This is a genomic window from Caballeronia sp. RCC_10 (assembly GCF_041360715.1).
Lineage (GTDB): Bacteria > Pseudomonadota > Gammaproteobacteria > Burkholderiales > Burkholderiaceae > Caballeronia > Caballeronia grimmiae.
Genome location: NZ_JBFUPT010000005.1, coordinates 322058 through 335640, shown reverse-complemented (window position 1 = coordinate 335640; position 13583 = coordinate 322058). Strand labels below are relative to the sequence as shown.

Here is a 13583-nt window from a genome sequence, read left to right as displayed (position 1 = left end):
CGCCTTCGATCGAGCGCATGAGGCTACCGAGCGGCGCTGGGCTGGGACGGTCCCGCGCCACGCTTGAGAGGTGTGTTATGCCATTCCAGCGCGACGCGCGCTAGCGCCGCCGTGCCGCGCTGGAATGACACAAAGCTCTGCCGCGAGGCTGGACCGTGCGTCGGACCGGATGACTCATCCGGGTGAAACTGAAATTGCTGACTTCAACAACACGTGCCGACCGACACAAACTTCGATCAGGCACCACTTCGCGAGCGGATCGCGCAAAAACAAAATGCCTGTATCAGCGAACTGACACAGGCACTTCGTTAGAACGCTGGCCGCGAAGCCACGTTATGGGCCAATTACTTGCGCAGACCCAGCTTTTCGATCAGCGAGCGATAACGGTCCGCATCCTTGCCCTTCAGGTAGTCGAGCAGCTTGCGACGGCGGCTCACCATGCGCAGCAGACCGCGGCGGCTGTGGTGGTCCTTCGTGTGGGCCTTGAAGTGGACGGTCAGTTCGTTGATGCGGCTCGTGAGCAGTGCAACTTGCACTTCGGGGGAGCCGGTGTCGTTGGCGCCGCGCGCGTACTCAGCGACGACGTCGGATTTCTTGACTTCTGCTACGGACATTTGCTTTTCCTTTGAAACAGACAGGCGGTCACGGAAGAAAGGCCGTGCCGTGGTTTGCTTCGACGGACTCGGCCTGAGCCCGTCTCCTTTCATCTCTAGCTTTACGCCAAAAACGAAGCGCAGAGTATAGCACAGGGCACGGCCGGCACGCGACCGTCCCGGCGCTTAGCGCGACGGCCGCGCCATCTTGCAGGTCGTCGCCTGCGCGGTGGCTTGCGCCGGCACGGCAAGCAGCGTGCGAAAGCCGTATCCCGAACCTTCGTTGTCGAACTGCACGCCCGGCGCGCCGGCCTTGTCCATCTCCATTACGTAAAGAGGCTGAATCAGTTGATGATCGGCCGCGCGCATCGTCGATGGATGGAAGCCTCCGCCCTCGGACCGCATGCCTTCGAGCGCGCGTGCGACGGCGAGCGGATCGGCGCTGCCGGCGCGTGTCATGGCGGCGGCGAGCATGTCGATCATCATCGGCATGCGCAGCACGAGGTAATCGTCCGATGCGGCCGGAAAGCGCGCGCGGAACGCCAGGTAGTACGCGTCGGATGCCGCGCCGCCCGCGTTCGGATGCCAGTCCGCGACGGCGATCACGCGCTTCACGCCGGCATCGCCGAGCGCGGCCGGCGCGCCCAGACTATTGCCGTAGAACGTGTAGAACTTCGTGTTCAGCCCCTGCTCGCGCGCGGCCTTGACCAGCAGCGTCAGATCGTTGCCCCAGTTGCCGGTGATGATCGCATCCGCCCCGCTCGCGCGAATCTTCGCGATATACGGCGCAAAGTCCTTCACGCGTCCGATCGGATGAAACTCGTCGCCCGCGATTGCGACGTCGGGCCGCTTTTCCTGCAACGCGCGCCGCGCCTCACGGCTCACATCGTGACCGAAGCTGTAGTCCTGATTGAGCAAATAGACTTCCTTCACGGCGTGGTCGCGCGCCAGCGCATCGGCGAGCGCGTCCATGCGCATGCCGGCGTGGGCATCGAAACGGAAATGCCAGAAACTGCACGCGTCGTTGGTGAGCGCGGGATCGTCGGCGGAATAATTGAGGAACAGCACGCGGCGATCAGGCTCGCGCGCATTCTGCTTGTCGATGGCCGCGACGAGCGCCGCCGCCACCGCCGAACTGTTGCCCTGCATGACGAAGCCGATTTTCTCGTCGATCGCGGCGCGCAATTGCACGAGACTGGCTTCGCTGCTGCCCTTGCCGTCGAGCACGACCAGTTGCAGCGGATGCATGCCGTCGGCGAGCTTCACGCCGCCCTGCGCATTCACGCGCTCCACGCCGAAGCGCAGATTGCGCTCGACCGCCGCGCCCGCGTTCGCGAAGGGACCGGACATGCCTTCGATCATCGCGAGCTTGACCGGCGGCAGATCGGCGGCGCTGGCCTGAACGCATATCGACGCGACGCACGCGAGCAGCCATCGCAATTTTTTCGGGGGATGAACGCTTGCCATCGATCCTTCCGGGAGAGAAGAAGCGCGGATCATAGGCCGGGCTGTGGGCGCGACGCAAGAGCGCATGCATCTTGCGCCGCGTGTCAGAATCACGGAAAACGACCAACGATTCCCGCCTGTGCGCGGGGACAAGCACGTGGAGGCTGCAATGCTGCATTCATTCATCCGTCTGCGCGGCGCGCTGGCATGCGCGGGGGCCGCGCTTCTGCTGTCGGCTTGCGCGCAACCGTGGCAGAACTATCAGCCGGGCGCGGATGCGTCGACGATTACTGCGCGCCTCGGCCCGCCGCGCGAAGTCTATGACTTGCCAAACGGCGGCAAGCGCCTGATGTGGCCGACGCAGCCGCTCGGCGAATTCACCACCGCCGCCGATATCGATGCGTCGGGCAGAATCGTCAGCGTGCGGCAAGTGCTCGACGAGAACGAGTTCTATAAAGCGCAGATCGGCACGTGGACGAAGGACGACGTCCTCGTGAACTTCGGCCGGCCGGTCGAAACGTCGTACTTTCCGCTGATGAAGCGGGAGGTATGGACGTACCGCTATATGGAAGCGAACTTCTGGTATCTGATGTACAGCTTTTATTTCGACGATCAGGGCGTCCTGCGCACGACGCAGAAATCGCCCGATCCGCTGCACGATCCCGACCGGCGCAGTCTCTTCTGACGCAGCCCGAACGCAACGAAGCCCTCGCTCGGAGGGCTTCGTTGTTCAGGCGGACCGCTCGCGCATCAAAGCTGCGGATTAAGCTTTTCCACCTTCGAATGCAGCTTGTTCAGCGCCGCGATATACGCCTTCGCCGACGCCGCGACGATATCCGGATCGGTGCCCACGCCATTCACGATGCGCCCACTCTTAGACAGACGCACCGTCACTTCGCCCTGCGCCTGCGTACCGGTCGTGATCGCGTTGACCGAATACAGCACGAGTTCCGCGCCGCTATCCACCTTCGATTCGATCGCGTGCAGCGTCGCATCGACGGGACCGTTGCCGCGCGCTTCGCCCGTGACTTCCGCGCCTTCCACCGCGAACACGACGCTAGCTTGCGGCTGCTCGCCGGTCTCCGAGTGCTGTTTCATCGAGACGAAGCGGAAATGCTCCTTGGCCTGCGCTTCCGCCGATTCCTCCGAGACGATCTGCATGATGTCTTCGTCGAAGATTTCCGCCTTGCGGTCGGCCAGATCCTTGAAGCGAGCGAACGCGGCGTTGACGTCGGCTTCGGATTGCAGCGACACGCCCAACTCCTCGAGCCGCTGCTTGAACGCGTTACGGCCGGACAGCTTGCCGAGCACGATCTTGTTCGCGCTCCAGCCCACGTCTTCCGCGCGCATGATTTCGTAGGTGTCGCGCGCCTTGAGCACGCCGTCCTGGTGGATGCCCGACGCATGCGCGAACGCGTTCGCGCCGACCACCGCCTTGTTCGGCTGCACGACGAAACCCGTAATCTGCGACACGAGCTTCGAGGTCGGGACGATCTGCGTCGTATCGATGCCGACATCCAGCCCGTAATAATCCTTGCGTGTCTTTACCGCCATCACGATCTCTTCGAGCGACGTATTGCCGGCGCGCTCACCGAGGCCGTTGATCGTGCATTCCACCTGGCGCGCGCCGCCGATCTGCACGCCCGCGAGCGAGTTCGCCACGGCCATGCCGAGGTCGTCGTGGCAGTGCACGGAAAAGACTGCCTTGTCGGAATTCGGGATGCGCTCGCGCAGCGTTTTGACGAGGTTGCCGTAGCGTTCGGGCACGCCGTAGCCGACCGTATCCGCGATATTGATCGTGCGCGCGCCTTCGGCAATGACGGCTTCCAGCACGCGGCACAGGAAGTCGATGTCCGAGCGGCTGCCGTCTTCCGGCGAGAACTCGACGTCGTCGGTGAACTTGCGCGCGAAGCGGACGGCGAGCCGCGCCTGCTCGAAAACCTGCTCCGGCGTCATGCGCAGCTTCTTTTCCATGTGCAGCGGCGACGTCGCGATGAACGTGTGGATGCGGAACTGGTTCGCCGGCTTGAGCGCATCGGCGGCGCGCTGAATGTCTTTGTCGTTGGCGCGGGCGAGCGAGCAGACCGTGCTGTCCTTCACGAGCGAGGCGATGGTGTTGATCGCGTCGAAATCGCCGTTCGAGCTCGCAGCGAAGCCCGCTTCGATCACATCAACTTTCATGCGCTCGAGCTGCTTGGCGATGCGAATCTTCTCCTCCTTCGTCATCGAAGCGCCGGGGGACTGCTCGCCGTCGCGCAAGGTCGTATCGAAGATGATCAACTTGTCTGCTGCCATTTTGGGCTCCTGTGGGGAGATTTATCGATTGTTGGGAATATCAAGATGAAACGACAAAACGGAATCCGGGTGTTCGCGCCACCGCTGGCGTCGAAAACCTTGAACGAGCAGACGGGAGGCGAGAAGAATCAGCGCGCGAGCGGCGCTAGTAGCGATAGCGCGCGTAGCAGCGCACCAGCCGGGGAAAACGAGAGGGGGAACGAAGAAAAGTTCATTCGAAAACTATAACGGCTTTTGGATACGCGTGCAATGAGGCTTTCCGATGGGCTTCATAGCCGGGGCATGCTGCTTTTTCGAGCGGGGCCGTAAAAACAAAAAAGCCTGCGTTCGCGAGGAAGCAGGCTTTTCGTTGACTGTCATAAGGCAGCGACCGGTCGATCAGTAGCCGCCGAGCGTGGCGCTTACGCGCTGACGCAATTCGCTGCCGTCGCCGATCTGGGCATTCTCGATACGGCGTGCACCCTGGAATCGCTGTTCCCAGTAGCCGCTTTCCATGTCGTCGACCCGAATCGTGCTGCCGGTGGACGGCGAGTGCACGAACTTGTTGTCGCCGATATAGATGCCTACGTGCGAGAACGACCGGCGCATCGTATTGAAGAATACGAGGTCGCCCGGCTTCAGATCCGACACGCGGACCTTCTCGCCCACGCGGCTCATTTCTTCCGCGCGGCGCGGCAGCGTCATGCCGAGCGTGTCCTGAAACACGTAGCGCACGAAGCCGCTGCAATCGAGGCCGGAGTCCGGCGTATTGCCGCCCCAGCGATACCGCACGCCGATCATGTTGAGCGCGCCGACGACTACGTCGCCCGCTTTGCTCGCCATGCCGGAAAGGAAAGACTTCGCGCCGCCAGGCGTGCTCGTGGTGTCGAGCGTGGCTGCATCAGTAGGCTTCGAAGTGAGATTGCCGTTGCCGGCATTTTGGCTGTAACTGTTGACTTCGTCGGCAAACGCGCCCGAAGTTGTTGTCATCAGAAGGCCGATCAACATGCCAGCGGCAGCGCGCGCGCATGTCTGAGTCAGTGTGAGTGGCTGCATCGGTCGGTAGGTTTTACAATTAAAGACTGAAAAATCAGTGAGATATGCGAAAGTTTGAACGCATACTAGCCACAAAGTATTTAACTGTCAAAAGAAATAGAAAAATACAATGGACGCGGACACGCAATTGACGAAAAAGAAAGATTTTTAGGAATTCAGGGCAGCGGCCAGCAGCTTTCGTGTGTATTCGTCGGACGGATTCGCAAAAATCTTCTCCACGTCCCCGGTTTCGACGACATTTCCATCTCGCATCACCGCGACCCTGTGCGCCATCGCGCCGATCACTTGAAGATCGTGGCTGATGAAGACATAACCCAAGTTGTGCTTTCTTTGAATATCGGCAAGAAGCGCCAGGACTTGAGTCTGGATTGAGACATCGAGCGCGCTGGTCGGTTCGTCGAGGATCAAAATACTCGGCTCGAGCACGAGTGCCCGTGCAATGGCGATGCGTTGACGCTGGCCGCCCGAGAATTCGTGCGGATAGCGCGTGAGCGCGGTGCGATCCAGCCCGACCTCACGCAGTACGGCGATCACCTTCGCGCGCCGTGCGTCTGCGTTGAGTTCCGGCCGGTGCAGCGCCAGCCCTTCCCCGACGATCCGCTCCACCGTCTGCCGTGGCGAAAGCGAACTGAACGGGTCCTGAAACACCACTTGCAGGTTTGAGCGCAGCACTGTTTTTTCGCGTCCGCGAAAATCCTGCAGCGCCTTTCCCTGAAACTCGACGCTGCCGTGCGAGATGCGTTGCAGGCCGAGCAGCGCCATCGCGAGCGTGGACTTCCCCGATCCCGATTCCCCGACGATCCCGAGCGTTTCCCCTTGCCGGACCGAGAGCGTGACGTCATCGACCGCCTTGAAGCGGCCACGCCCGAACCAGCCGGCAAAGCCCGGCAGCCGCGTCGGATATTCCACGCGAACGTCTTTCGCATCGAGCAGCACGGGCGCGATCGGCAGCACCGGCAGCACGCTGCGCTTCGGCCGGCTCTGCAAAAGGCGCTGCGTATAGGGATGCTGCGGCGCTTCAAAGATCGCATCGACCGCGCCGCTTTCGACGAGCACGCCCTTCTCCATCACCGCGACGCGCTGGGCGAACCGCCGCACGAGATTCAGATCGTGCGTGATGAGCAGCACCGCCATGCCGCGCTTGGCAGCCTCGTCCCGCTGCAGCTCCAGCAGCAGTTCGACGATCTGGGCGCGGATCGTCACGTCGAGCGCGGTCGTCGGCTCATCGGCCAGCAGGAGGCGCGGCCTGCATGCAAGCGCCATCGCGATCATCACGCGCTGCCGCTGTCCGCCCGAAAGCTGATGCGGATAGCTGTCGACGCGTCGCTCCGGCTCGGTGATGCCGGTGCGCGCCAGCAGCGCGATAGCCCGCTCGCGCGCCTCACGCGGGCTTGCGCCGTCATGGAGCTGGATGGTTTCGCTGATCTGATTGCCCACCGTGTAGAGCGGGTTCAGCGCGGTCATCGGCTCCTGGAAGATCATCGCGATGTCGGACCCGCGCAGGCCGCGCATCGCGTGCTCGCTTTTCGTGAGCAACTCCTCGCCGGCGAAGCGGACAGAGCCGCTGACTTGCGCATCTCGGATGAGCCGCAGGATCGACAGCGCCGTCACGCTCTTGCCCGAACCCGATTCGCCGACGAGCGCCACCCGCTCACCGGGCCGAATGTCGAGACTCACGCCGTCGACTGCCAGCGTGTCGCCGAAGCGCACGCGCAGATCGTCGATGGAGAGCAACGGTTCGCTCACTGCCCGCCTCCCGCTTTCACCGCATCCGCGATGCGCGTGTCGAGTGCGTTGCGCAGCGCGTCGCCCATGAACGTGAGCAGCAGCAACGTCGCGACGAGCACGCCGAAAGTCGACAGCGAAATCCACCACGCGTCCAGATTGGCTTTGCCCTGCGCGAGCAGTTCGCCAAGCGAAGGCGTCGGCGACGGCACGCCGAGGCCGAGAAAATCGAGGCTCGTGAGCGCGAGGATCGCCCCGCTCATCCGGAACGGCAGGAACGTGATGACCGGCGTCAGGCTATTGGGCAGCACGTGCCGCCAGATGATCTGCCAGTTCGACAGGCCCATTGCGCGGGCGGCGCGCACGTAGTCCTGCGTGCGATTGCGCAAAAACTCCGCGCGCACGTAATCCGATAGCCCGATCCACCCGAACAGCGACAGCAGCACGATAAGCAGCACGAGACTCGGCTCGAAGATCGACGCGAAGATGATCAGCAAATAAAGCTCCGGCAGCGCGCTCCAGATCTCGATCAATCGCTGCCCGACGATATCCGTCCTTCCCCCGAAGAAGCCCTGCACCGCGCCCGCCACCACGCCCAGCACTGTGCCGATGGCCGTCAGCACCAGCGCGAACAGCACCGACACGCGAAAGCCGTAGAGCAGCCGCGCAAACACGTCGCGGCCGCGATCATCGGTGCCGAGCCAGTTTTCACGCGATGGCGGCGCGGGGTTCGAGCCCTTCGAGAAGTAATTGAGCGTGTCGTAGTAATAGTGATTCGGCGGATACACCGCGAAGTTGCCGGGCGCGCTGAAGCGGTCGCGCACGAAGGGATCGAGATAATCGGCCGGCGTCGGGAAGTCGCCACCGAAGGTGGTTTCCGAATAGGTCTTCACGAGCGGGAAGTACAACTGCCCTTGATAGCGCACGACGAGCGGCTTGTCGTTCGACCACAGGGGTCCGGCGAGACTGATGACGAACGCCGCGACGAACAGCACGAGGCTCCAGTAGCCCAGCCGGTTCTGCCGGAAGCGCAGCCATACGCGCCGTCCGGGCGTGATCGATACTTCGCTCGAAAGCGGCTGGCCGTCGCTGGCGGTCGCGGCGCGGCGCGACGATGCGGCTCGATTCAAAGTCAGCGCTCCAGTTGCTCGAATTGAATGCGCGGATCGACCCAGACGTAACAGAGGTCCGAGATGAGCTTCGTCGCCAGCCCGATCAGCGTGAAGAGATAGAGCGTGCCGAGCACGACCGGATAATCGCGCCGCACGACCGATTCGTACGAAAGCAGCCCGAGGCCGTCGAGCGAAAACAGCGTTTCGATCAGCAGACTGCCCGTGAAGAACGCGCCGATGAACGCCGCCGGGAAACCGACGATCAGCGGCAGCAGCGCGTTGCGAAACACGTGCTTCCACAGCACGCGCCGCTCCGACAACCCTTTGGCGCGCGCGGTCAACACATACTGCTTGCGGATTTCGTCGAGGAAGGCGTTCTTCGTGAGCATCGTGACGATGGCGAAACTGCCGACCACCGACGCCACCACCGGCAAGGTGATGTGCCACAGATAATCGACGATCTTTCCGCCGAGCGAGAGCGTCGCCCAGTTATCCGAAGTCAGATTGCGCAGCGGAAACAGTTGCAGGAACGTGCCGCCGCCGAACAGCACGAGCAGCAACACGCCGAGCACGAAACCCGGAATCGCGAAGCCGATCAGCACGATGAGGCTCGTCGCGACATCAAAGCGCGAGCCGTTTCTCACCGCCTTCGCGATGCCGAGCGGCACCGATATCAGATAGGTGATGAAGAATGTCCATAAGCCGATGCTGATCGACACCGGCAGCTTCGATACGATCAGCGACCATACGCTCTGATGCCGGAAGTAGCTTTCGCCGAGATCGAAGCGCGCGAACCTGCCGAGCATCGACAAGTAACGTTCGAGCGGCGGCTTGTCGAAGCCGTACAGCGCCTTCAGTTGTGCAATCTGTTGCGCATCGACGCCGGTATGCGTGCGCATGCCGAAGCCCCCGCCACCGCCTCCGCCTTCCGCATTGCCGCGCCGCAAATCATGCACGGCCTGCTCGACCGGCCCGCCCGGCACGAACTGGATCACAACGAACGTGAGCGTGAGCACGCCGATGAGCGTCGGGATCATCAACAGAATGCGCTTTGCGATGTAGTTCCACATGCTCTTCGTCCTCTACTTGGCCGCGCTGCTGGCGCGAGCGGGCTGCTTCCACCACGTCGACAGCACCCACTCGTCCGCCGCGTAATAGAGCGGCAGCGTCGACGGATACCCGAGCGTATTGCGATACGCAACGCGGTGCGTCGCCGAGTACCAGTGCGGCACCACATAGTAGCCGTGCATCAGCACGCGATCGAGCGCATGCGTCGCGTCGACGAGCTGCTCGCGCGTCTGCGCACCGACGACCTTGTGCAGGATCGCATCGATGGCCGGCGACTTCACGCCCGCAAGATTGTCGGAGCCTTGCTCGTCCGCATGCTTGCTCGCAAAACGCGAGACCTGCTCGGTGCCGGGCACCTGCACGTCGGGCAGACGCACGCTCGTCATGTCGAAATCGAACGCGTCGAGGCGCTTCTGAATCAGCGCGTAATCGACGGTGCGGAAATTCATCGTGATGCCGAGCTTTTGCAGATTGCGGCCGAACGCGGCGGCGACCGGCTCCATCGACGCCCCGCCGCCCGTATCGTCGAGTATCTCGAAGACGAACGGCTGGCCCTTTACGTTACGCAGCGCGCCATCGCGATACGTCCATCCCGCCTGCGCCAGCAACTCGCGCGCCTTGATGAGGTTCGCCCGCAGCGAGCCGGGCGGATCGGTGTCCGGCTGCTTCGGCATCTCGCCGAAGACGGCCGGATCGAGCTTCTTGCGCAGCGGTTCGAGGATCGCGAGTTCGCCTTCGCTCGGCGTGCCCTTCGCCTGCAGATCGGTATTCACGAAAAAGCTGTCGGTCCGCTTGTACTGATTGAAGAACAACTGGCGATTGAGCCATTCGAAGTCGAGCGCGAGATCGAGCGCCTGACGCACGCGGACGTCCTTGAAAAGCGGCCGCCGCAGGTTCATGAAGAAGCCTTGCATGCCGGTGCCGTTGTGATGCGGAAACTCGCGCTTGATCAGTTCGCCGCTATCGAAGCGCTTGCCGATGTCTCTTCGCACCCAGCTTCGCGCGACGTTTTCGACGAGCACGTCGTATTCGCCCGCCTTGAATGCTTCGAGCCGCGCGGTCGCATCGGAATAAAGCTTGTAATCGATGCGCGCGAAGTTGTGCGTGCCGACGCGCACTGGCAGCGACGCGCCCCAGTAATTCGGGTCGCGTTTGTAGGTGATCGTGCGGCCGTTGTCGAACCTGTCGATCAGATAGTCGCCGCTCCCGATCGGCTTCTCGAACGCGAGTTGATCGAACGGAATGCGCGTGCCGTCCGGGCGCAGGCCCCATTTGCGCGAGAACACCGGAATTCCGCCGGCGAGCAGCGGCATTTCGCGCGTCGCGACCTTGAATTCGAAGCGAATCGTGAGCCGGTCGACCACGACCGCGCGCGCAATCTGCCCGAAGTACACCGAAAACTGCGGCGCGGCTTTCGGACTCTTGAGCGTTTCGAACGAGAACTTGACGTCTTCCGCGGTGACCGCATCGCCATTCGTGAAGCGCGCCTTCGGATTGATGTGGAAGGTCGTCGAAAGACCATCGGGCGCGACGGCGATATCGTCGGCAAGGAGGCAATACGCGCTCGCGACTTCGTCGGAACTGCCTGTCGTCAGGCTTTCGAACATCAGCCCGAGGCCGGGCGCGGGATTGCCGCGCAGCGTGAACGGATTGAACTTGTCGAAGCTCGTGAGGCGGTTGGGATTCGCGAGCACCAGCGTGCCGTCGCGGGGCGCGTCGGGATTGACGTAATCGAAGTGCTTGAAACCGGGCGGATATTTGGGGTCGCCGTATTGAGCGATGGCATGCGCCGCGTGCGCCGGACCGCCCGGATGCCAGGCGATCCACGCCGCCAGCGCGAGCGCCATGCACTTGCTCCAGACGGGCGATGATGCGATCGGCTTGGCGGACGTCGTCAGCCCGGTCATACGTTCCCTGCGAAATCGGTAGAGGCCCCGGCGCGATGAAAACGCGGCGTGCAAGGCCGTGAAGAAGGCTTCAAGAAAGCCGGACCGCAGTGTCGATGTGAGAGAATTCTACCCAATCAAAACGCCGTCGGGTTCGGGCGCATGGCAGGCGTGAGCACGATGCTTGCCCGCCCCTCGGACCGATGCGCTCAGCACCCTGCGCAAAGCACGCACGACGCGACCGCAATCGAGCCGCGCCGCGCGCCTCGCGTGACATTGACATTCAAGGAGCATTCATGGGCTTTCTCGCTGGAAAACGAATTCTGCTGACCGGCTTGCTGTCGAACCGCTCGATCGCTTATGGCATCGCGGAAGCCTGCAAGCGTGAAGGCGCGGAACTGGCGTTCACGTATGTCGGCGAGCGATTCAAGGACCGCATCACCGAATTCGCAACGGAGTTCGGCAGCGACATGGTCTATCCGTGTGACGTCGCCAGCGACGAGGAAATCGACGCCCTCTTCGCGTCGCTCAAGGAACGCTGGGGCACGCTCGACGGTCTCGTGCATTCCATCGGCTTCGCGCCGCGCGAGGCGATCGCAGGCAATTTCCTCGACGGCATGACGCGGGAGAACTTCCGCATCGCCCACGACATCTCCGCGTACAGCTTCCCGGCACTGGCCAAGGCGGCGCACTCGATGTTGTCGGACAGCGCGTCCTTGCTCACGTTGAGCTATCTCGGCGCGGAACGCGCGATTCCGAACTACAACACGATGGGCCTCGCCAAGGCGTCGCTTGAGGCGAGCGTGCGCTATCTGGCGGCATCGCTCGGCGAAAAGGGCGTGCGCGTGAACGGCATCTCGGCCGGCCCGATCAAGACGCTCGCGGCGAGCGGTATCAAGGGCTTTGGCAAGATTCTCGACTTCGTCGAAGATAACGCGCCGCTCAAGCGCAACGTGACCATCGAGCAAGTGGGCAATGTCGCTGCGTTCCTGCTGTCGGATCTGGCGGGCGGCGTGAGCGCGGAGATCGTCCACGTCGATTCCGGCTTCCACGCGGTCGTCGGCGGGATGGCGGGCATCAGCGAGTAAGTTTTTTCTACGCCACCGCTAAAAACAAAAGGGCTGCTTTCCTTACGGAAGCGGCCCTTTTGCCGTTCATGCGCTGGCGCCAGGCGCCGTCGCTCAGTGGTGTCCGTGCCCGTTGCCGTGCCCGTTGCCATGCCCGTTGCCGTTGCCATGACCGTGTTTGTCATGCCCCCTGCCGTGACCGTGATGCCGCTCCCAGTCGCCGCGGCTCCAGTAGCGCCGGCCGTCCCAGTACCGGTCGTCGTGCCATCCGATGAACAGAGGCGGCGCTGCCTGATAGACAACGGGCGGCGGAGGCGGCGCATAGACCGGCGTCGGCACGACATACACCGGCGCGGGCGTGCCGATATTGACGCCCACGTGGACATCCGCCGCTTGTGCCGTGCTGACGGCGGCGCTCGCGACGATACTCAGTGCGGCTGCGAGGATGCGCCCCGTAAGTTTGGCTTTCATGGATAGGGACCTCGTTATTGGTGTTGGCGTAAAGGAAATATAACGAAAGGCTTTCGAGCGGATATTTCAGCTTTGTAAGTTCTTTCGTGTTCTGACGTTACGTCAGAGGAAAGCTTACCTTTTGTTACATTCTGTCGCCACAGGCCAACGGTCGCGCACACTGCGTTGACCGCGCCGCAGAAAGAAAAAACCACCCGCATGGGTGGTTTTTCTTTGTCGTCTCGCGGGGATCAATGCCAGCCGTGATGCCCGTGATTCTCATGCCCGTAAGCATGGCCACGACCGTTGTGCCGATACCAGTCATCGCGATCCCAGTAACGACGTCCGTCGTAATAACGATCGCCATGCCAGCCAATGACGATGGCCGGCTGCGCATACATCGGCGCGGGAGGCGGCGCATAAACGACGGGCGGCGGAGGCGGCGCGTACATGGGCGCGGGCGCGACGTACACAGGCGCCGGAACCCCGATGTTCACGCCTACGGAAACTCCCGCCATCGCCGCACCGGTGGACATCAGACCGCCGATGACCAGCGCGTAAGCGACGGAAGCCTTCGATACCTTGTTCATGTAAAGCCTTACCTCGATGGGTGTTGGTTGTGTCGAGTGGACTATATCGAAGAACGGCGCGACGAGTGTTCGACTTGGTAACGTCCTATTACCGAGTCTGAATCTTGCGAAAATGTAAGATAACGCTAAAGTATCGCGTTTCTCAAACGCCGCGCTGATGCGATTTCGCCGTGGCTCATCGATTTCACTCCCCGTGTGCGACTGATTCAGGTTCGCTGCTAGCTTGGCATCGCTTTCGGTCAGCAAAATCGGAATTGTCGGATAGCTTACGGCACGACTCCCATTGAGCATTGCGCCCGTCCGCGACGTTTGCGGA

12 protein-coding genes are annotated in these 13583 nt (G+C 62.4%); 2 read left to right on the top strand and 10 right to left on the bottom strand.

The window, feature by feature from the left end; translation table 11 throughout:
* Positions 1-344: 344 nt before the first annotated feature.
* On the bottom strand, positions 345-614 hold the full coding sequence (gene rpsO, locus AB6804_RS13115) for a 30S ribosomal protein S15 (RefSeq protein WP_035959394.1): 270 nt from the start codon (positions 612-614) through the stop codon (positions 345-347).
* Between the two features lie 165 nt (positions 615-779).
* Positions 780-2060 (bottom strand): branched-chain amino acid ABC transporter substrate-binding protein, encoded by a 1281-nt coding sequence (locus AB6804_RS13110; protein ID WP_370886793.1) that lies wholly within the window; start codon positions 2058-2060, stop codon positions 780-782.
* A gap of 148 nt (positions 2061-2208) precedes the next feature.
* Between AB6804_RS13110 and AB6804_RS13105 the strand changes: the two genes are divergently transcribed.
* Positions 2209-2724, top strand: coding sequence for a hypothetical protein (locus AB6804_RS13105; protein WP_370886792.1), 516 nt, complete (start codon positions 2209-2211; stop codon positions 2722-2724).
* Between the two features lie 65 nt (positions 2725-2789).
* On the opposite strand, the gene AB6804_RS13100 is transcribed toward AB6804_RS13105, so the two are convergent.
* From AB6804_RS13100 to AB6804_RS13075, 6 genes are all read right to left on the bottom strand, one after another.
* A complete protein-coding gene (locus AB6804_RS13100; RefSeq protein WP_370886791.1) occupies positions 2790-4334 on the bottom strand; it encodes a 2-isopropylmalate synthase in 1545 nt (514 codons plus the stop codon).
* A 378-nt stretch (positions 4335-4712) separates the two neighbouring features.
* A complete protein-coding gene (locus tag AB6804_RS13095; protein ID WP_035959397.1) occupies positions 4713-5369 on the bottom strand; it encodes a C40 family peptidase in 657 nt (218 codons plus the stop codon).
* A gap of 147 nt (positions 5370-5516) precedes the next feature.
* Positions 5517-7115: an ABC transporter ATP-binding protein gene (locus tag AB6804_RS13090; RefSeq protein ID WP_370886790.1), complete on the bottom strand. Its 1599-nt coding sequence runs from the start codon at positions 7113-7115 to the stop codon at positions 5517-5519.
* Positions 7112-8224: an ABC transporter permease gene (locus AB6804_RS13085; RefSeq protein WP_370886789.1), complete on the bottom strand. Its 1113-nt coding sequence runs from the start codon at positions 8222-8224 to the stop codon at positions 7112-7114. Before AB6804_RS13085 ends, AB6804_RS13090 begins: the two co-directional genes overlap by 4 nt.
* A gap of 2 nt (positions 8225-8226) precedes the next feature.
* Complete coding sequence (locus AB6804_RS13080) at positions 8227-9276, bottom strand: microcin C ABC transporter permease YejB (RefSeq protein WP_370886788.1); 1050 nt, start codon at positions 9274-9276, stop codon at positions 8227-8229.
* A 12-nt stretch (positions 9277-9288) separates the two neighbouring features.
* The gene (locus tag AB6804_RS13075) at positions 9289-11121 is read right to left on the bottom strand and encodes an extracellular solute-binding protein (RefSeq protein WP_370886829.1); all 1833 of its coding nucleotides are present in this window, start codon (positions 11119-11121) and stop codon (positions 9289-9291) included.
* A gap of 335 nt (positions 11122-11456) precedes the next feature.
* Between AB6804_RS13075 and fabI the strand changes: the two genes are divergently transcribed.
* Complete coding sequence (gene fabI, locus AB6804_RS13070; protein WP_370886787.1) at positions 11457-12248, top strand: enoyl-ACP reductase FabI; 792 nt, start codon at positions 11457-11459, stop codon at positions 12246-12248.
* A gap of 93 nt (positions 12249-12341) precedes the next feature.
* Here fabI and AB6804_RS13065 read toward each other — a convergent pair whose 3' ends face one another.
* Together AB6804_RS13065 and AB6804_RS13060 are read right to left on the bottom strand one after the other, a co-directional pair.
* Positions 12342-12698, bottom strand: a complete 357-nt coding sequence (locus tag AB6804_RS13065) for a hypothetical protein (protein WP_370886786.1) — start codon at positions 12696-12698, stop codon at positions 12342-12344.
* A gap of 230 nt (positions 12699-12928) precedes the next feature.
* Positions 12929-13267, bottom strand: a complete 339-nt coding sequence (locus AB6804_RS13060; protein ID WP_370886785.1) for a hypothetical protein — start codon at positions 13265-13267, stop codon at positions 12929-12931.
* Positions 13268-13583: the final 316 nt, after the last annotated feature.

Coding starts and splice junctions, on each gene's coding strand:
- AB6804_RS13110 (WP_370886793.1), bottom strand. CDS start 2,060: ATGGCAAGCGTTCATCCCCCGAAAAAATTGCGATGGCTGCTCGCGTGC.
- AB6804_RS13080 (WP_370886788.1), bottom strand. CDS start 9,276: ATGTGGAACTACATCGCAAAGCGCATTCTGTTGATGATCCCGACGCTC.
- AB6804_RS13095 (WP_035959397.1), bottom strand. CDS start 5,369: ATGCAGCCACTCACACTGACTCAGACATGCGCGCGCGCTGCCGCTGGC.
- AB6804_RS13065 (WP_370886786.1), bottom strand. CDS start 12,698: ATGAAAGCCAAACTTACGGGGCGCATCCTCGCAGCCGCACTGAGTATC.
- AB6804_RS13060 (WP_370886785.1), bottom strand. CDS start 13,267: ATGAACAAGGTATCGAAGGCTTCCGTCGCTTACGCGCTGGTCATCGGC.
- AB6804_RS13105 (WP_370886792.1), top strand. CDS start 2,209: ATGCTGCATTCATTCATCCGTCTGCGCGGCGCGCTGGCATGCGCGGGG.
- AB6804_RS13100 (WP_370886791.1), bottom strand. CDS start 4,334: ATGGCAGCAGACAAGTTGATCATCTTCGATACGACCTTGCGCGACGGC.
- fabI (WP_370886787.1), top strand. CDS start 11,457: ATGGGCTTTCTCGCTGGAAAACGAATTCTGCTGACCGGCTTGCTGTCG.
- rpsO (WP_035959394.1), bottom strand. CDS start 614: ATGTCCGTAGCAGAAGTCAAGAAATCCGACGTCGTCGCTGAGTACGCG.
- AB6804_RS13075 (WP_370886829.1), bottom strand. CDS start 11,121: ATGGCGCTCGCGCTGGCGGCGTGGATCGCCTGGCATCCGGGCGGTCCG.